This window comes from Clostridium sp. AM27-28 (assembly GCF_003480955.1).
In the GTDB taxonomy this organism is placed as follows: domain Bacteria; phylum Bacillota; class Clostridia; order Lachnospirales; family Lachnospiraceae; genus Otoolea; species Otoolea fessa.
The window spans coordinates 18,364-35,867 of sequence record NZ_QUJT01000008.1 but is presented as its reverse complement, the minus strand read 5'-3'; the positions used below and the strand labels follow the sequence as shown (position 1 = coordinate 35,867).

The window sequence follows — 17,504 nt, the reverse complement described above, 5'->3', positions numbered from 1 at the left end:
ATGGAATATGGCGCGCTGATGGAGATGGCGGTCCGGGCGGGGGAGATCATGCTGGCGAGCGGAGCGGAGGTCTACCGTGTGGAGGACACGATTCATCGTATTTTAAAGCATTCAGGGATTGCACGGGCAGATGTGTTTGTCGTGACGACGGGGATCGTGGCGACGATTGCGGATGCATCACTTCCGCCGCTTACCTTGGTAAAAAGGGTGGAAAACCGGGCAACGAATTTGAACCGCATCTATCAGGTAAACAATGTTTCAAGGGAATTTTGCAGCGGAAAATTGTCCGTCGGGGAGGCGCAGGAACGACTGGATCGGATTGCTAATACGACATTATACGGATTCTGGAAGAAATGCATTGGCTATGCGGCAACGACGGGATTTTTTGCGGTGATGTTTGGAGGCGGTCCGGGCGAATGTCTGGTGGCGGCTGTCGTGGGAGTCGTTCTTGCGTTTGTCCTGCGGGCGGCGTCCAACCTTATGCTGAACGATTTCTGTCAAAATGCACTTGGCTCGTTTGCACTGGCGGTTGCGGCGTATCTGCTGCGCCGTGGGGCATTTCTGGGAATGAGCCTGGATGTAGTGATTATCAGCGCAATCATGCCGCTGGTGCCTGGAGTCACATTTACGGCGGCAATCCGCGATACGCTGAATGGAGATTACAGTTCGGGAGTCGCGCGGATGGCGGAGGCAGTCGTGGTGGCGCTGGCGGTTGCGTCGGGCGTCGGTCTGGCGATCGTGGCAGTCCGGCTGGCGGGAGGATCGGTATGACAGAGATGATAAGAGAATTGATGATCCAGAGCGTGGGGGCATTTCTGGCGATTTTTGGTTTTTCCCTGCTGGTCGATATGCCGCGGAAATATCTGGTTTATGCGGGCATTACCGGAGGTGCCGGATGGCTGGCGTACCTGGTATCGATGCAGGTGGGAACCTCGCAGGTGGCGGCGGCATTTTTTTCCAGTCTGGCAGCGGCTCTGCTGAGTCAGGTATTTGCACGCGTGTTAAAAGCGCCCGTCACGATCTTTCTGGTGGCAGGAATCCTGCCGACGGTGCCGGGCGCATCGATCTACCGGAGCGTCTATTTTCTGATACAGGGGCAGACAAAATGGTACAATTTTTATCTGATCCAGACGATCCAGATAGCGGGGGCGATGGCGGTTGCCATCTTTATTGTGGATTCACTGTTCCGTCTGCTCCGGAATAAAGCGTCGTAGTGGAACTGGGCGGCAGGTAGAGACAGCCCTGAATCCTGCTAAAATAATAAATATGATCTGACAGGCGGTCTTCAGCGGGCACATCCGACTGATTGATCGCCTGAACCATTTCATTGAGTTCTTCCGGCGGAAGGGAGACGCTGCTGGGAGTGAGAAGCACTTCATGGATGCTGGACGGAAGGATAATCAGATCTTCGCCCAGGCTTTCGGCAAACTCTTTTAAGACGCGGGGATAGAGCATGCAGGCAGCGCCGTTGATGCCGCGCGAATTTGTCAGAACGTAGAGGGCGACCGATGGAAGAGCTTCCGTTTCAACGATGTCCTCCATTTCGAGCTGGTTGAGGGTGGATTCGATGGAGCTGATGTGGTACGGCAGCATGCGAGGTGTATTTTCTTCCGCCAGTATGCCGAGCTCTTCCAGAGAAATATCCCACAGGGCAAGATGGTCGCTGTGTACCAGGGTCGTCATCTGCCCCTCCTCATTGTCAGTGAGGATCAGATAGAAAACGATCGCCAGATCGAGATATGGAATATGTGGGACGTGGGAGAGAAGCACCTTATTTTTAGCGGCGTGGATCAATTTGTAGGCAATCCGACCGCGTACGGCATCAAAATCACGCAGTTCCTCGCAGATATCCTCCGAAAATCCTGGATTTGTCTCATACACCATCAGGATCTGATCGGTAATAATGGAGAGCGGCATTCCTTCCTCCACTTCATTATAGTAGGCGTTCAGATAGACAGTCGGTGATAACCGTGAGCCGGGTTTCGTAAAGCTCAGCCCGTCGAGCATCAGTCCATTATTTTTCAGAACACGCCGCAGGGAGACGTTGGCTTTTTTATTGAGGCGCGTCTGCACCATCGACTGGATTGTTTTCAAAAAAGTTTCATAGACCATAGAGTACCTCCTGAAATAAAATTGCAGATAGGGGATGCCCGCTTGCTCATGTAGGTTAGACTTTCAGCAAAATGAGAAACAGTTTCCCCGTGTGAATAAGTTTTAAGGAATCAAATCAAGAAGCAGTCATGAAGTTTGAGATGTGAAGAAAGATTGCTTAGTGATTAAAAAATAAATAAAAAGTTCAGAGTTTTAGCGTTTACCTTTTGAGTGCGTAAGTATGAAAATGGTCATGGAAATCATCGAAAAAACTGAACATGAGAATCGCAGGAACCAGTAAGATGTGAAAAAATTGCCTGCATATAAAGAAGCAGGTGCCAAATGCACCGATATCATGATTATACTGGAAAATGGGAAGATTGGCAAGAAAAATAACAGGGGAAAAATAAAGAGATAAAATGGCAAGATTGCGAGATAAAAACTAATAGCTGTCATTCATGGTAAAAATAAAACTGAAAAATAACAAAAAAATATAAAATCAGTATTGACAAAATGAGGCATATGTATTAAAATAAAACCATCAAAAGAAACAAGAAATAAAACAAAAAAAGAAGGGAGCTGATTCCACCGAAAACATAAAACTGGTTCGATTTTTTAATAGAAAAATTGAACAAAGGAAAACCAAAATCAACAAATAAAAATCAGTCAATCATCTATCATACATATTTAGAAACAGGATTCGGTTTAGTGATATGACGAGAAAGTATCATTAAAAAGAAGCGTTTTTTAAAAGAGAGATAGATAAGTGAAAAAAGAAAAAAATAAGATTGAACGATTCAGAAATTGTTGAAAAAGGAATCAAAATTGAATAAAGGAAAAGTTCAAAGAAAGAGGTATCATCCAATGGACGAGATAGTTTAAAGGGTATCGATAAAATGTCAATTTATCGATACCCTTTTTCTGGTTCATGGAAAAGCATCAAGAAGGCTCTTTTCTTATTATTAAAGATCAAATCCCCTGTAACTCAAACGGCGGCGTGTATTCTTCTTTCGCGCTGCTTTTTTCCTGCATAAAGCCGTGCGTGAGCCCCAGCTCAATCGCGGCATCGACGACTTTCTGGTATTCGTAGCTTGTGATGCGGCGGTTGATTTCCGGATATTTGCTGCTCTGGTAGAAGGGGGTGTACTGGCTCATAAGGCTTACCAGAAAATGCCCCTCCGGGAGGTTGTCGTGAATCCAGTGGAGCAGACGGATGGAATCGTCTTTGTGTTTCGGAAGAACCATATGCCGCAGGATTACGCCGCGCTTCATGAGCTGGCAGGTCTGATCATTTTCAGAGAAATCTTCCAATACCAGCGGACCTGTGTGCGCGATCATCCGTTTGACTGCTGCGGAGGCGACCGAAAAATAGTCCGGGGCGGCGGAGTAGCGGGCGGACAGCTCGGAGGAGTAATATTTTAAATCCGGCAGCCAGATATCGATATAGGGAGCCAGCGCGTCAACCGCCTCCAGTGTCTCATAACCGCCGCAGTTGTAGACGATAGGGATGGAAAGCTGCGGTTTGACCCGTTTTAAGACGGGCAGTAGCGACGGAAGGTACTGAGTCGGCGTCACCAGATTGATATTGTGCGCACCCTGTGTCTGCAGTTCCAGAAAAATTTCCTCTAGACGCGTTTCGGAAATATCTTTTCCAAAGCCTTCGCTGCTGATCTGGTAGTTCTGGCAGAAACAGCAGCGCAGCGTGCAGCCGGAAAAAAAGATGGTACCGCTTCCGTGAAGACCGCTGATACACGGTTCCTCCCATGGATGAAGCGCCGCGCGTGCCGCCCGGATACCGGCAGGGCTGTGACACCAGCCCTGCTTTTTGGTGCGGTTGATCTGACAATTTCGCGGACAGCAATGGCAGCTTTCGTAGGAGTAGGCGGCTGGTTCAGAGAACTGGACAGGCGAGCCGGCACTTGAATTGGGGAGGGGAATATATGTGTTCATAGGTTTTGCTTCCTTCTATAAATTAAAGTAATCATTACAGTGCGGACTTATAACGAAGTAACCAACAGTTTTTTATAAGAATTTTTGTAAAGATAATTCCTTCAAAGCTTTTTTACATAGTTCAAATCTGTGTTGAATCCGAAAAATCGATCGTTATAATGTATTTATTCTACTAAGAAAGATGAGCAGTGTCAAATGTGATTACATTTAATACGAAAGGGCTGGACTTTGCACTGACGGCACTGTTTGTAATGATTTTTACGGAACAGTGGATCGGACAGAAGCGCCATTGGCCGGCAGGGACTGTATTTTATATGATTCTGGTGCAGATGGTGTTTGTTTAGATGATGCGTGTTTTTGCCTCGCGTGCGTTGCCATCGGAAGCAGTGTTTTTTGTTTCAGATCCGGGTTTCCCCAGGATCTGGTTGATACATTTCCAGGCATCTGTCAGCCGGTCGAGGTTCCAGGCAGCGTTGGCAGGGCTGGTGGACGGCAGTTTGATTGCCTCAATGCCAGTCTGTTTACGGCAGAAGCGGTCGTACATTTTTCCGGACAGCCCGCCGTTTGTGTAAATCGCCTGGATGGAAGCGTGATCCAGGATAGAGGCGAGGTCGTTTGGAACAACATCGCGGATGGAACTGTCGCTGGATCCTTCGATGGAACAGCTATGGATGGTGTCCCAGACGGCGATGTGGTTTCGCAGCAGAAATTCCTTCTTTTCCTCGATGGAGGATGGAACGTCTTCCTTTCGCAGGCGCGCTAAGAGCTTCCAGAAACGATTCTGTGGGTGCCCGTAGAAAAAACAGCTTTCTCGGGATTTGACCGACGGAAAGGAACCGAGGATCAGGATGCGGGAGTCGGCGTCAAAAACAGGCGGGATTGGGTGGATGATGTGGGATGGCATGGTGGAACCTCCTTTTTGCGGATTATTGTTGTCAATTATAATAAATACGAAATCAATTTTCGACTTTGATCTGGCTTCATTTGGTGCATGGACATGATACTCACGAACCCGCGCTATCGCGCGCTACCGCCCTGCTTCGCATGGCTGTTTGTTCGGTAATGGCGCAAGAAAAGAATATGTCTGCTTCGCAGCCGCATTCTTTTCTTCTGGGCTCATTATACCATGACCACTAAATTCGTGAAACACCTCATTAAGTGGTCAGGCATATGTTCTCACTAGACTCGAAAATACCTCGTCAAGTGTTCACATTATATCATAGATCAAAAATGATAGAATGTTTTTTTGAAACTCCCTTTTTACAAAAGTGTGTCTGATGCATACTAACTCATAATTATACGAAACACCACACTTTTATTCGTTTTCTATTCATTTCCGGCTAATGGGTATTCATTTTTACTCTAATTTATCATGCAATTTATTTAGAATGGAATTTTTGAAAGAGCCAGCACCTTGAATGGGCTGACTCTTTCAATGTCACCTGTAATTGACAAACTGGAATTGTTCTACTTCTTTATCTTTTTAATATCCTGATACAGCCCATATCCCAGAAACAGGATTCCAATAATAAACGCAATACCAGCCGCTATTGCTAAAAAAGGACCTACATATTCAAGACCTGCTGCAAATAAAGTGGCATTCCACGAAGCTACTCCACTCATAAATATCGCAGCAGAAATATATCGTGCAGAAATTAAAACTGCTGACATGAAACAGAAAATAGCACCTACAATTTTGTTTTCCATTTAAATCACCTCCAAATTCCGATTTTTCGTTCTCTGTGACTTCCCAATAAACGGGAATTTATCGTTTTATTCTGGTATAAAACTCTTTTTCATCTTGGTGATGAATATAGGCCCCATTTTTAATCTGCACACGCAAAGATGCCATATTATCCTTATGAACAGACATATATATTTCGTCTTCTTTAATAATGTGCCAGGCTTTTTCGATTGTCAATCTCAACCCTTCCGAGGCGTATCCCTTGCCTCTGAATTCTTTCTTTATTCCATATCCTATATGGCCTCCTCCGTTTGCAAGTGCAGGAGTAAGGTAATGACGCACGCGAAATAATCCTACTATTTTCTCATCATCCCATAAGAAAAAATCCGTTTCTGGAACCCATCCATCAGCCAGATCAATTCCCTTTTCAGCATTAATATAACCAGGTAATATTTTTATTTCAAATTCCTTTCTTGAACATCCAGACGCAAAATTCGTAAATCCATTTTCATTGGAAGGGGTATTAGTAATAAATTCGTATTCCTTTTCAATATCTTCCAAATTAGCTGATTTTAAGTACAACATAAAAAGCTGCTTCCTCCTATTTTTCTCAAAGAGTTCGGTCAATCCCGATTGAGATTTCACCTGTTTTAAGAAATTTAATAACTGTTATATTTTATTATTAAATTCTTCGCAACCCCTTGAAAACACTGGATTTGTCGCAGGTGAGCTTTCCCTTATTATTTCCCTTGTGTTATATCGTCCCATCAGTGTTTATGCACTCTGATAAGGGCAAATACAAGGGCAAGAAAAATCTATAAGACAGTATAACACAAAATAAAAGTGACATGGTGAACTGATTGAAATGCTTCTTAATTTTTGCTACTACTGATTGATTAAATGATAAGGAGATGGGATACGATGAGAACAATATTTGCAGAATACAATCCACAGTGCAACAGCATTGATGTATATACTAATACGGGCTATATACTCCGTATTGATTGTTGGGAAGCAGAAAAAAATTTAAGAACCACACCTGGATCTGATTGTGCTTTGACATCGCTTGCAATCGATGAGCCATTAGAATATGCAAGGTTATATCTTGATGGGAATTTACAGATGTGGGTAGATGCTGAAGATTCATTAGAGTTATGATTATTCCAATCAAAATCTACTAGAATTTATTAAAAATTAGCTTCATAATTTTAAAAGGACAGCCCTATTGCTATGAGGCTGTCCTTAAAAATACAATAGATAAACCTAGATTATTCTTGCTACTATCTGATTGTTAAATTTTCTGTATTCCATATTGCAAATCTCCCTTTTCGCAATATTTTATTAGTATGAATGCCAGAATCGCTGAAAAAACACGTGCCAATACCGTACTCCACCATATCATAATCTGTCCACCAAATAAAGGTGGTAAAACAAGCATAAATATCAGCATCAATACTGGTTCAATGAATGTAAGAATGTATGACAATCCACTTTTTTCAGTAGCATAAAATCCAGCTGTCGCTATTCTGGTAATCGCAACAAATGGTAATGACACTAAAAATATAGGTACAATTTTAGAAATCTCAATACTTACTTCATAAGAAGCTCCGAAAACCCCTCCAATATTTGCTCTGTTTACATACATGATAATTCCACCACAAACAGCAAGAATTATTGCAAAAATGTATGCCATTCTCTGAACTCCTCTCAGGCTTTCTTGATCCTTCTCACCATAAAAACGGCTCATTAAAGGTTGACTTCCATCACCTACGCCCTGCAATATGAGATATATGATACAGATAATATAGGATACACATGCATAAGTTGCAATAGCTTTTTCTCCCCCATAAGAAGCGGAGAATCGGTTTATAAACACCAATGAAATATTAGGAGTCAATGCTAGCCCAAATGGTGCAAGACCTACTCTGAATATAGCGCCACACATTTCTTTTACATTTTTTAAGGATACATACACATAAAACTTTTTATTATATAATGCGTATATGATTGCAATTGCTGCAGTCACACCCTGTCCGGCTATTGTAGCTGTGGCTGCACCTTTCATGCCCATTTCATATATCCATACAAAGATAAAATCCAGAACAATATTGGTTATGAATCCACCAACCATCGCAAACATTGACCAGAAAGAGTTTCCATAATTTCTAATGAATGGCATCATTCCAGTTCCAAGAATCTGCAATATTGCTCCAAGTGCTATAATTTTGATATAATCTGTCGCATTTGTTAATATAATTCCATCTGCTCCAAGCAATCCTAAAATTTTAGACGAAAAGGAGTAAATAATTATGGTACTGATAACACTTACTATTACAAGAAGCCACCAGCTTGTAGCAATAAATTCTTCTGCCCGTTTTCCTTTCTTTTCTGCTGCATTAATTGAGTAATAAACAGCTCCTCCCATACCAATTCCTGTTCCAAGAGCCTGAATCAAAGCCACAATCGGATATGCAATATTAATAGCCGAAAGTCCAGCATCTCCTATGGTATTGCCTACAAAATATCCATCCACTATCGCATATATTCCTGATAATGCAAATGCTATAATAGATGGAATAACATATTTAAAAAATAATGATTTATGATTCATTTTTCTTACAATCTCCTTCCTTGAAAAGTCTGATAAACAGCTCTGTATTATCATTAAGACTTTCTATATTCTCTAATCCCATTTTTTCGATTACATATATTTCTTTTGAGTGCAGTTTTTCTATGATATCTTTCGTATATTCCATTCCTGATTCTGTGAGGCATATCAGCTTATTTCTCTTGTCTGAATCATCAGATACCATATTGATGTATCCTTTTTTCTGAAAATCTTTTAGTATCGTATTTACCGTTTGCTTAGGTATATTCCATTTTTCACTTATCATTTTCTGCGTGCATCTTCCATTACTTTCATAAAATGAATACAAAGCAAAAACTCCATTTGAAGACAGTCCCTGATCCTTTGACCATTCCTCATACATTGCTGTACATTCTTTCCATAAAGCATAATATCGTTGCAACTGTATTATCATATTATTATCTTTTCTCATCTTTTTCCTCCTTAAATTAGTACGAATCCGGACTTTTGTATTATAGTCCGAGTTCGTACTAATTGTCAAGATTTATTTATATACTTTTTCTTTATATAAACAATCAATAGTCCCTTACTAAGGACAGGAAGATTATGAAATTTCCCTGTCCTCTTTTAATAATATCCTCGTTCTTCCATCCAGTCTTTCACATAACATCTGATTCCAATATAAATAATATGCGACAGTAATAGCAATACAATAAGATTTATCGGATTAGCGTTTTTAATCCATTCTCCAAAGTAAATTACAACAGCTGTACTCGTTATCGCTACCACGATACTGATGATATCCCAACAATATTTCCGGTAGATTTTTCCTACCTGATAACCAATCCCGATTATCAGCCACCCGGTTATTACGAATAAAATTGCCATGACAGTACCGGCAATCAGCCAGTACACAATCCCGGAAAGAATACTGTTAGGTATTCCACTGCTTAACTGTCCGAAAGAGTCTGCACCTGTCACAAACTCCCGAAATAAACTTCCCATTCCTTTTCCTAACGCACCGAAAAAGACGATACAGTCGTTAAGGAAAACCGGCGAAAGAATCGCAGTAAACAGTGTTGTTGTTATGCTGTACCATGCCAGTAGAAACAAGATACTTTCATAACCAATCGTCATATTTTTATATTTCTTTTCTAACTGGCTTTTACGGCTATCGCATTTTTCTTTTGCTTTCCGGTAAGCAGTACGGTCACATTTTTCACATTTCTCATAAGGCACTTTTTTCTCAACAGCTACCTCTACCGTCTTTTGGTGTGTCTGTGCATAAAGTTTTTCCTGCTCTGCTTTTTCATACTTAAATTTCCATGCCACGGCTTCTGCGTCGGCTCTTTTCCTGCTGTCTGTCTCGCTGGTCAATCGTTCCTCTGTTTGCCTTAATCTTGTCCGCAATGCTTCGATATTCTCGGCTCTGTTTTCGCTGTTCAATTTCTCGTTCAAGGTCAGCGATTCGCTTAGCTGCCTGTTTAGTTCCTGGATTGTCTGGTCTTTCTGATCCAGTTCGTCCTGCATCTGTTCGGTCATCAGCAGAAGTTCTTCCACCTGCCCGACGTTCTCTAAGTTTCTGCATTCGCTCATCGATCTCCCTCGCTTTCTCTATCTGCTGTTTAAGGTCAGCAATTCGCTGTTCTGTTTCTGCAATAAGCTGTTCTCGTTGTTCAGCTTCTGCGTTAATTCCTGCCATTGCTGATTCTCGTTTTCCAACTGTTCGATTCTGGTTTTCTGTTGCTCGATCTGTGAGAGCAGTTCTTCTGTATCTGGCAAAAGATTTAGCAGCCTGGATAATTCGCTGTTTAAGCTTTTTAAACTCTGGTTCTGCTCCTGAAAAGACAGGAGCTGCCTGTCCCGTTCCTGCAATTCCTGTACCATCTCTGCCATAAGATTCTGCTGTTCCTCGATCTGGTTTATCATTGTCTCCATCATGGGAATGACTTCCCGGCTTTCTTCTAATGTCACGCAATCGCTCCTTCCATTGTGTTAATGCACTGGATACTTTTCCAAAAGAAATCTGTATTTTATCCAGCAGTGCATTTTGTCTTTTTATGATCTGGTTTTCCTCTACTTTCCATGAAGTAGAGGATGTCTGTCCGTTTTGAAATTTCTCGTCAATTTTTCTGGCATCTGCGCCCTCATGGATCGTCGGTATCTCTAATTTTCCCTGCCTTGCATAAGAACGATGGTCAATGTGATTTTCCGTTTTCAAATGTGCATTACAGACGTTTGCCCATTCGCTCCGCCATAGCTCACAATTTTTCGGATTGTTCCACCCGGTAGCATCGGTTAATACACGTTTCCACTGTTTGCGGTTCCTTGTCCCGACTTTCTGGACTCCATTTTCATCAAGTACGGGGATTCGGATTCCATGACGGTCAGGGTTCTTTTTATCCTGCCACCAGTCCGGATGGGATTCATCCACCACAATATTTCCATTTTCATCTCTGACAAACTCCCAATCCTTGATTTCTTTGTTACCCCATGAGTGGTCTGAATTGAATGGTCGCAACGTCACCAATAAATGCACATGGGGATTACCATCTCCTTTATCGTGGATACTCCAATCCGCACACATTCCCTTATCTACAAAGGTCTTTTGAATATATTCAGTTGTATAATCAATCTGTTCCTGTCGGCTCCATTCTTTCGGAAGTGAGAACTCAAATGACCTGCCGAGTTGTGCATCTGAACTTTTTTCTATCCTCAAGACTTCATTCCATAAACGCTGCTTCTGAAAAGTAAGTTTGAATTTTTCCAGTGCAGCATTTTGGTTATCTGCCCTTTTATATCGGACAGATTTCTGGAACCGTCTGATATTTTCAGCAGGTACATTCTGCCATTCCTGTGGTGCATTTTCACACATCAGCAGGCTGGTATAAACGACTTCTTTTTTTGAAGTATAGTAGCTGATCCTGCCTGTTTCTTCATTTTTCATCACATCGCCATTGAGATAAGCAGACGCCGATATGATGGATTTTCCTTTGCTGCGTCCAACAATCTTTACTGTATAATGAAAAATCGCCATGCTCCGTTTCCCCCATTCTGCCGTATCCGGCTTTGATTTCCGGCAGGTAACGTTTTTCCTAAAAGAAAATGGTATCTGCCGGAGCACCCTCTGCGTAAGAGTGCCCTGTGCATAACAGCCTGCATGGAATGTGCCCCTCTGGCGAAGAGTGCCTCCTGCGGCATGAGCAGGTCTGGCTGAAAGCCCCGCCGACGGAACGAGCCCGGCAAGCGTAAGCGCAGACCGGTTGCCACCTGTGGCAAACTTATACGGACGACCTCTGGTTGTCCATAAGTGCGCCCTTCATAAAAAAGCAATGAAGGGAATGGAAACTCCACTCCCTCCGGCATTACACTTCCTCCGTATTTGCAACTGGCTCTTTCTGCATTGCCTTTGAGAAGAATTTCCCATTTGCTTCCTGCCTTTTTAAGAAGCCGATCAGCTTTGGGATATCATCTTCCTCAATCGCAGAACCCAGTACCGATTCCACTGCACCGCCAATCTGGCAGAGCCTGTGTGTCCGTTTTTTGGTTTCCACATCTTTCTGACGTTTCTTCAGTTCCCGTTTCTGTGCTGCATACTGTTTTGCTTTCTCAAGGCTTTCCTGTTCTTTCTTTTCCAACTGGAGCATACGCTCCTCATAACTCTTTGTTGATCTTGCCATAAATATCATCGTCCTTTCTTTTTTTCCAAACATAAGTTTCCTGTTGTCTGTCAGACGAAGTACATGGTATAATCTGCTTGCGTGTAGGTATATCATGACTCCGGTCTGATAGAACCTTTGGCGGTTTCTTCGGGAACCGCTTTTTTAAGTTGAACCGTTTCTTGTGACTGCTTTCACATTTCCCTTATCCCTCAAGTCCCTGCCCTCGTTGGCTTCCATAAAAAGTTCCAGCATATCCGTTTTGATCAGGACTTTTCTCCCAACCTTCAATACCGGAAGTTTCTTCCACTCTACCAACTTTCGCAGGGTGTTCCTGCCAATTCCCGTATAATCAGCAGCTTCCTCAATAGATAAGGCAATCTTTCTTTGCGTCATATGACCACCTCCTTTCGAATTGCATTATGCAATTTCATTTGTGCTGTCAGTATAGCGTGTTTATATTGCTTTGTCAAGCATTATGAAATTTTTCTGCTTTTCTTAAAATTGCATATTGCAATATATTTTGTTGCGTGGTATAGTAATGACATACCGAAAAAGGAGGCACATCAGCATGAAAGATAAAGAACTACGCAAGCTGATTGGCAGCAGGGCAAAACAGCGCCGTCTGGAATTAAATCTGACACAGCCTTATGTCGCAGAGAAGATGGGAGTTACCGCTTCCACAATCCTGCGTTATGAGAATGGTTCGATTGACAATACCAAAAAGATGGTACTGGAAGGTCTTTCGGAAGCACTTCATGTATCGATTGAATGGCTCAAAGGGGAAACCGATGAATATGAAACTGATATTACGGATAAGAAAGAATTGCAGATTCGTGATGCGATGGGCGACATTCTCAAACAGTTTCCTCTTGACCTCAATAAAACAGAAGACGCTTTTTCTAAAGACTTACTGCTGTTAATGTTAAAGCAATATGAACTGTTTCTGGATTCGTTTCAGTTCGCCTGTAAAAATTACAAAGGCAGTACCAAAGATGCGGACATTGCCAAAGTAATGGGATTTGAATCGAAAGATGAATATAATGAGATTATGTTTCTCAGGGAGATCACACATACTGTCAACGCATTTAATGATATGGCAGATGTTGTAAGGCTCTATTCAAAGAAACCGGAAGCGGCAGAACAAAGGCTTGCAAATCTTTTATCCGAAGTTATGTATGACGATTCTGAATCGGTATAGTAAGATAATCGGAGTTATGATACAATGAGCGCAAGCGAGTCAAGCTGTTTACAGATTTGACGAGCGGCGAATTGGCTTATGGACTTGTCCATAAGATGCCTACACGCAAGAAGCATTTCAGCAGTTCCGATTGTCTGATATCGAAAGGAGACATACGATTATGGCAAAAGGATCTGTTAGAAAAAAAGGAAAAAAATGGTACTATCGTTTCTATGTAGAAGATGCAAGCGGTAAAATGGTTCAGAAAGAATACGCCGGAACCGAAAGTAAAAGTGAGACGGAAAAGCTTCTCCGCAAGGCACTGGAAGACTACGAAGATAAGAAGTTTGTTGCAAAGGCAGATAATCTTACCGTAGGGGAACTTCTGGATATGTGGGCAGAAGAAGAACTGAAAACTGGGACACTCAGCAACGGTACAGTGGAAAATTATCTTGGTGCAATCCGATGTATCAAAAAACACCCGATTGCAGACCGCAAACTGAAAACAGTTACTGCCGAACATTTACAGGCATTTCTTGATCTGCTTACATTCGGTGGTGAGTTTCCAGACGGGAAAGTAAAAAAGGGATACAGCAAAGATTATATCCATTCTTTTTCCGCAGTGTTACAGCAGTCATTCCGTTTTGCAGTATTTCCAAAACAGTTAATCAGTTTCAATCCGATGCAGTATATTAAGCTGAAAAAGCAGGCAGAGGAAGTTGACCTCTTTTCCGATGATGAAGTGGAAGAAGGTACACAGCCGATTTCACATGAGGATTATGAACGGCTTATCCAATATCTGGAAAAGAAAAATCCACCTGCTATTCTTCCGATTCAAATTGCGTATTATGCCGGGCTCCGTATCGGGGAAACCTGTGGTCTTACATGGCAGGACATTAACCTTGAGGAACAATGCCTGACCATAAAACGCAGTATCCGCTACGACGGCATGAAACACAAAAATATTATCGGACCAACGAAACGGAAAAAAGTAAGGATTGTTGATTTTGGAGATACGCTGACTGAAATACTGAAAGCTGCCAGAAAAGAACAGCTCAAAAACCGGATGCAGTATGGCGAATTATATCACCGCAATTACTACAAAGAAGTGCATGTGAAAAACAGGGTATATTATGAATACTATCATCTTGACGGAACACAGGAAGTCCCGACAGATTACAAAGAAATCTCCTTTGTCTGCCTGCGACCAGATGGCTCTTTGGAACTGCCGAGTACACTCAGCATTGTATGCAGATCAGTGGCAAAGAAGCTGGAAGGATTTGAAGATTTCCATTTTCACCAGTTGCGTCACACTTATACCAGCAATCTGCTTTCCAATGGAGCTGCACCGAAAGATGTACAGGAACTGTTAGGACACTCTGATGTCAGTACCACAATGAATATTTACGCTCACTCAACAAGAAAAGCAAAACGGGATTCCGCAAGACTTCTTGATAAAGTAGCGAGCAATGCTTAACTAAAAATTTCCCTTATTTCCCTTGCGGATTCCGCATAAGGGCAAAAATAAGGGAAAATACATATCATTTCACTATTTAATGGGCTGAAAAGCCTGTAAAATAAGGAAAGTTCAGGAAATCTCTCCACAAATCCCGATTTGTATAACAGTAGTCTAACACACGTTGTTTAAAAATACTACAGCCAAGCCAATGTCTGTAATTTGCCCTAAAATTTCATTTTATGGAATTTGGACTACTTGATTTTCTAATTGCATACGCAATTCGTGAAATGTATCATTATACTGTTGATACATCAGACACACAAATGTAAATGGGGACTTTTTAAAAAGCAATTTTTCGAATAACTGTGACGAGGTAACTGTATCGGGAAGAGATACACAGCGGATGATTTTGATGGCATTTCATATATGCAGAGAAAACACCTATATTTTATAAGGAGTTCACAAGTTTTTAATATTTTCACTTCTTGATTTATAGGCAATCTGCCACTATAATGGATAAGAGTACGCAGAAATTTGTGCGCTGACGGGGAAGAAAAGCGGGCATGAAGCCGGATGAGAAGCAGATGCGGCAGATTTAGAGGAGCTTTTGAGTAACCTGATGTGGCAGATTCCGGATGTACAGTGACACAGAATGGAGAAAGTGTATGGATAATAAGGGAAACCAGAATAAAAATGGAAAAAATCCCCGCGGTCAGAATTATGCAGTGCTGATCATGACGATGCTGTTTACGCTTCTCTGCGTGGCGATGATGCACAACCTCTGGCAGAGCAGCCGCACGCACAAGATGCCGTACAGCGAGTTTAATCAGATGCTTAAGGATCACGAGGTAGAATCGGTTGTGATTGGCAATGGAAAGATTCAGATCACGCCGAAGGAAGATTCGAAGAAATATGGCGGCAGCCAGGGCAAATACGGAAATCTGGTAGGAATGGAGTACTATACGATTCCGATCAACGATCCGGATTTGGAGAAGAAGCTGGATGAAGCTGGTGTTACGACCTATGAACAGGCAGAAGTGGACGCGACAGGCAGTATTATCATGCTTCTGCTTGAGTGGGTGCTTCCGATTGCAGCGATGTTCGTCATTTTCAATATGATGATGAAGCGCATGGGCGGCGGAGGCGGCATCATGGGTGTCGGCAAGAGCAATGCCAAAGTATATGTACAGAAAGAGACCGGCGTTACGTTCAAGGATGTGGCAGGCGAGGATGAGGCGAAGGAGTCTCTGACGGAGATTGTTGATTTCCTGCATAACCCGGGAAAATATACGAAGATTGGTGCGAAACTGCCGAAGGGTGCGTTGTTAGTCGGACCGCCAGGAACCGGTAAAACACTTCTTGCCAAGGCAGTAGCTGGAGAGGCGAAGGTTCCGTTTTTCTCTCTGTCCGGTTCAGATTTTGTGGAAATGTTTGTCGGCGTCGGCGCATCCCGTGTGCGTGACCTGTTCAAGCAGGCGCAGCAGTCGGCTCCGTGTATCATTTTCATCGATGAGGTGGATGCGATCGGTAAAAGCCGTGATTCCCGTCTGGGCGGCAACGATGAACGTGAGCAGACGTTAAACCAGCTCCTTTCGGAGATGGATGGATTTGATTCCTCCAAGGGTCTTTTAGTCATGGCGGCGACGAACCGCCCGGAGATTCTGGATCCGGCGCTGCTTCGTCCGGGACGTTTTGACCGCCGAATTATCGTGGATAAGCCGGATTTAAAGGGGCGTGTGCAGATTTTAAAGGTACATTCCAAGGATGTAAAACTGGATGAGACGGTTGATTTCGAGGAGATCGCGCTGGCGACATCTGGCGCTGTAGGTGCGGATCTTGCCAATATGATGAACGAGGCGGCGATCACAGCCGTTAAGAATGGCAGGAAAGCCGTTTCCCAGAAGGATTTATTTGAGGCAGTTGAGCTGGTTCTGGTTGGCAAAGAGAAGAAAGACCGCATCCTGAGCCAGGAAGAGCGCCAGATTGTTTCGTATCATGAGGTGGGTCATGCGCTGGTCAGCGCCCTGCAGAAGGACTCGGAGCCGGTACAGAAGATCACGATTGTGCCGCGTACCATGGGTGCGCTTGGCTATGTCATGCAGGTGCCTGAGGAAGAGAAGTACTTAAATACCGAGAAGGAAATCCGCGCGATGCTGGTCGGATTTTTAGGCGGACGTGCGGCTGAGGAGATCGTTTTTGATACGGTAACGACAGGTGCGTCAAATGATATTGAAAAAGCAACCCGGATCGCGCGTGCGATGGTAACCCAGTACGGTATGTCCAAGAAGTTCGGTCTGATGGGTCTGGAAAGCCAGGAAAATCAGTACCTGAACGGGAGAACTGTCCTGAATTGCAGTGATATGACGGCGGCAGAGATTGACAAGGAAGTCATGCATATTTTGAAGGTTTCTTATGAGGAGGCGAAACGCCTGCTGAGTGAAAACCGCGAGGCGCTTGATAAGATTGCGGCGTTCCTGATTGAGAAAGAGACGATCACCGGTAAAGAATTCATGAAGATTTTCCATGAGGTAAAGGGAATCCCGGAGCTGGAGGAAAAGAAACAGGAAGGCGAGAGCCGGATTGAGATGCCGGAGGCTGCGAAGACAGGCGATGAGGTTCAGCCGATAAAGACTGCGGAAGAAACGAACGCGGAAAACTCACAGAACCAGCAGAAGCTGGAAGGAAAACCGGCGGATGAAGCACCGGCGGACGAAACACCGGAATCGGCAGAAGCTGTAGCAGCAGAGAGTCCAAATGAGGATGAGATGCGCGGTGGAAGCTCGTTCGACCGGAAATAAAAGTGATGTATAGCATAAAAGAAATATTTATACAATAAATAGAACGGCTGTATTTCAGCAATGTGAATCCATATATTGAAAAATCTATGAGTTCTG

At 43.2% G+C, this 17,504-nt stretch carries 19 protein-coding genes; 7 read left to right on the top strand and 12 right to left on the bottom strand.

Translation table 11 applies throughout. From position 1 onward, the window contains the following. Together DW720_RS09835 and DW720_RS09830 are read left to right on the top strand one after the other, a co-directional pair. Positions 1-771, top strand: coding sequence for a threonine/serine exporter family protein (locus DW720_RS09835; protein WP_107001060.1), 771 nt, complete (start codon positions 1-3; stop codon positions 769-771). Beyond that, entirely contained in the window at positions 768-1,214 is a 447-nt protein-coding gene (locus DW720_RS09830) for a threonine/serine exporter family protein (RefSeq protein WP_243032244.1), read from the top strand. Before DW720_RS09835 ends, DW720_RS09830 begins: the two co-directional genes overlap by 4 nt. On the opposite strand, the gene DW720_RS09825 is transcribed toward DW720_RS09830, so the two are convergent. After that, the gene (locus DW720_RS09825) at positions 1,168-2,112 is read right to left on the bottom strand and encodes a DUF5688 family protein (protein ID WP_118749586.1); all 945 of its coding nucleotides are present in this window, start codon (positions 2,110-2,112) and stop codon (positions 1,168-1,170) included. The two genes, DW720_RS09830 and DW720_RS09825, sit on opposite strands and share 47 nt — an antisense overlap. A gap of 948 nt (positions 2,113-3,060) precedes the next feature. After that, entirely contained in the window at positions 3,061-4,041 is a 981-nt protein-coding gene (locus tag DW720_RS09820; protein ID WP_118743172.1) for a radical SAM protein, read from the bottom strand. Between the two features lie 197 nt (positions 4,042-4,238). On the opposite strand from DW720_RS09820, the gene DW720_RS09815 reads away from it, so the two are divergent. Continuing rightward, on the top strand, positions 4,239-4,385 hold the full coding sequence (locus DW720_RS09815) for a hypothetical protein (RefSeq protein ID WP_243017769.1): 147 nt from the start codon (positions 4,239-4,241) through the stop codon (positions 4,383-4,385). Here DW720_RS09815 and DW720_RS09810 read toward each other — a convergent pair. From DW720_RS09810 to DW720_RS09800, 3 genes are all read right to left on the bottom strand, one after another. Then, positions 4,382-4,945 (bottom strand): DNA-deoxyinosine glycosylase, encoded by a 564-nt coding sequence (locus DW720_RS09810; protein ID WP_118467285.1) that lies wholly within the window; start codon positions 4,943-4,945, stop codon positions 4,382-4,384. The genes DW720_RS09815 and DW720_RS09810 overlap by 4 nt on opposite strands. Positions 4,946-5,508: 563 nt before the next feature. Continuing rightward, positions 5,509-5,748 carry a hypothetical protein gene (locus tag DW720_RS09805; RefSeq protein ID WP_107001055.1) on the bottom strand — a complete coding sequence of 80 codons (240 nt, stop codon included), beginning with the start codon at positions 5,746-5,748 and terminating at the stop codon, positions 5,509-5,511. Positions 5,749-5,806: 58 nt separating this feature from the next. Then, positions 5,807-6,310 carry a GNAT family N-acetyltransferase gene (locus DW720_RS09800; RefSeq protein ID WP_118743173.1) on the bottom strand — a complete coding sequence of 168 codons (504 nt, stop codon included), beginning with the start codon at positions 6,308-6,310 and terminating at the stop codon, positions 5,807-5,809. 336 nt (positions 6,311-6,646) lie between these two features. Here DW720_RS09800 and DW720_RS09795 point away from each other — a divergent pair, with 336 nt between their 5' ends. Next, positions 6,647-6,883, top strand: a complete 237-nt coding sequence (locus DW720_RS09795; protein ID WP_002578301.1) for a DUF6061 family protein — start codon at positions 6,647-6,649, stop codon at positions 6,881-6,883. A gap of 133 nt (positions 6,884-7,016) precedes the next feature. Here DW720_RS09795 and DW720_RS09790 read toward each other — a convergent pair whose 3' ends face one another. The 7 genes from DW720_RS09790 to DW720_RS09760 form a co-directional block, all read right to left on the bottom strand. After that, positions 7,017-8,336 carry an MATE family efflux transporter gene (locus DW720_RS09790; protein WP_109214827.1) on the bottom strand — a complete coding sequence of 440 codons (1,320 nt, stop codon included), beginning with the start codon at positions 8,334-8,336 and terminating at the stop codon, positions 7,017-7,019. After that, on the bottom strand, positions 8,326-8,784 hold the full coding sequence (locus DW720_RS09785; protein ID WP_108817235.1) for a MarR family transcriptional regulator: 459 nt from the start codon (positions 8,782-8,784) through the stop codon (positions 8,326-8,328). Before DW720_RS09785 ends, DW720_RS09790 begins: the two co-directional genes overlap by 11 nt. 155 nt (positions 8,785-8,939) lie before the next feature. Further along, positions 8,940-9,644, bottom strand: a complete 705-nt coding sequence (locus tag DW720_RS09780; RefSeq protein WP_021369328.1) for a DUF6040 family protein — start codon at positions 9,642-9,644, stop codon at positions 8,940-8,942. Further along, the gene (locus tag DW720_RS09775) at positions 9,628-11,349 is read right to left on the bottom strand and encodes a MobA/MobL family protein (protein ID WP_109214826.1); all 1,722 of its coding nucleotides are present in this window, start codon (positions 11,347-11,349) and stop codon (positions 9,628-9,630) included. Before DW720_RS09775 ends, DW720_RS09780 begins: the two co-directional genes overlap by 17 nt. Further along, the gene (locus DW720_RS16215; RefSeq protein ID WP_058692446.1) at positions 11,325-11,678 is read right to left on the bottom strand and encodes a hypothetical protein; all 354 of its coding nucleotides are present in this window, start codon (positions 11,676-11,678) and stop codon (positions 11,325-11,327) included. Before DW720_RS16215 ends, DW720_RS09775 begins: the two co-directional genes overlap by 25 nt. Continuing rightward, positions 11,678-11,992 (bottom strand): DUF3847 domain-containing protein, encoded by a 315-nt coding sequence (locus DW720_RS09765; protein WP_002578306.1) that lies wholly within the window; start codon positions 11,990-11,992, stop codon positions 11,678-11,680. Before DW720_RS09765 ends, DW720_RS16215 begins: the two co-directional genes overlap by 1 nt. 144 nt (positions 11,993-12,136) lie before the next feature. Continuing rightward, a complete protein-coding gene (locus DW720_RS09760; protein WP_002578307.1) occupies positions 12,137-12,367 on the bottom strand; it encodes a helix-turn-helix domain-containing protein in 231 nt (76 codons plus the stop codon). 175 nt (positions 12,368-12,542) lie between these two features. Between DW720_RS09760 and DW720_RS09755 the strand changes: the two genes are divergently transcribed. From DW720_RS09755 to ftsH, 3 genes are all read left to right on the top strand, one after another. Beyond that, positions 12,543-13,172 (top strand): helix-turn-helix transcriptional regulator, encoded by a 630-nt coding sequence (locus DW720_RS09755; protein ID WP_009243739.1) that lies wholly within the window; start codon positions 12,543-12,545, stop codon positions 13,170-13,172. Between the two features lie 160 nt (positions 13,173-13,332). Beyond that, complete coding sequence (locus DW720_RS09750; RefSeq protein ID WP_009321335.1) at positions 13,333-14,628, top strand: tyrosine-type recombinase/integrase; 1,296 nt, start codon at positions 13,333-13,335, stop codon at positions 14,626-14,628. 647 nt (positions 14,629-15,275) lie between these two features. Beyond that, positions 15,276-17,408 (top strand): ATP-dependent zinc metalloprotease FtsH, encoded by a 2,133-nt coding sequence (gene ftsH, locus DW720_RS09745; RefSeq protein ID WP_118743174.1) that lies wholly within the window; start codon positions 15,276-15,278, stop codon positions 17,406-17,408. Positions 17,409-17,504: the final 96 nt, after the last annotated feature.

Bases quoted from the DNA above. Each gene is read 5' to 3' on its own strand.
- DW720_RS09835 (WP_107001060.1), top strand. From the start codon at position 1: ATGGAATATGGCGCGCTGATGGAGATGGCGGTCCGGGCGGGGGAGATC.
- DW720_RS09830 (WP_243032244.1), top strand. From the start codon at position 768: ATGACAGAGATGATAAGAGAATTGATGATCCAGAGCGTGGGGGCATTT.
- DW720_RS09825 (WP_118749586.1), bottom strand. From the start codon at position 2,112: ATGGTCTATGAAACTTTTTTGAAAACAATCCAGTCGATGGTGCAGACG.
- DW720_RS09820 (WP_118743172.1), bottom strand. From the start codon at position 4,041: ATGAACACATATATTCCCCTCCCCAATTCAAGTGCCGGCTCGCCTGTC.
- DW720_RS09810 (WP_118467285.1), bottom strand. From the start codon at position 4,945: ATGCCATCCCACATCATCCACCCAATCCCGCCTGTTTTTGACGCCGAC.
- DW720_RS09805 (WP_107001055.1), bottom strand. From the start codon at position 5,748: ATGGAAAACAAAATTGTAGGTGCTATTTTCTGTTTCATGTCAGCAGTT.
- DW720_RS09800 (WP_118743173.1), bottom strand. From the start codon at position 6,310: ATGTTGTACTTAAAATCAGCTAATTTGGAAGATATTGAAAAGGAATAC.
- DW720_RS09795 (WP_002578301.1), top strand. From the start codon at position 6,647: ATGAGAACAATATTTGCAGAATACAATCCACAGTGCAACAGCATTGAT.
- DW720_RS09790 (WP_109214827.1), bottom strand. From the start codon at position 8,336: ATGAATCATAAATCATTATTTTTTAAATATGTTATTCCATCTATTATA.
- DW720_RS09785 (WP_108817235.1), bottom strand. From the start codon at position 8,784: ATGAGAAAAGATAATAATATGATAATACAGTTGCAACGATATTATGCT.
- DW720_RS09775 (WP_109214826.1), bottom strand. From the start codon at position 11,349: ATGGCGATTTTTCATTATACAGTAAAGATTGTTGGACGCAGCAAAGGA.
- DW720_RS16215 (WP_058692446.1), bottom strand. From the start codon at position 11,678: ATGCCGGAGGGAGTGGAGTTTCCATTCCCTTCATTGCTTTTTTATGAA.
- DW720_RS09765 (WP_002578306.1), bottom strand. From the start codon at position 11,992: ATGGCAAGATCAACAAAGAGTTATGAGGAGCGTATGCTCCAGTTGGAA.
- DW720_RS09760 (WP_002578307.1), bottom strand. From the start codon at position 12,367: ATGACGCAAAGAAAGATTGCCTTATCTATTGAGGAAGCTGCTGATTAT.
- DW720_RS09755 (WP_009243739.1), top strand. From the start codon at position 12,543: ATGAAAGATAAAGAACTACGCAAGCTGATTGGCAGCAGGGCAAAACAG.
- DW720_RS09750 (WP_009321335.1), top strand. From the start codon at position 13,333: ATGGCAAAAGGATCTGTTAGAAAAAAAGGAAAAAAATGGTACTATCGT.
- ftsH (WP_118743174.1), top strand. From the start codon at position 15,276: ATGGATAATAAGGGAAACCAGAATAAAAATGGAAAAAATCCCCGCGGT.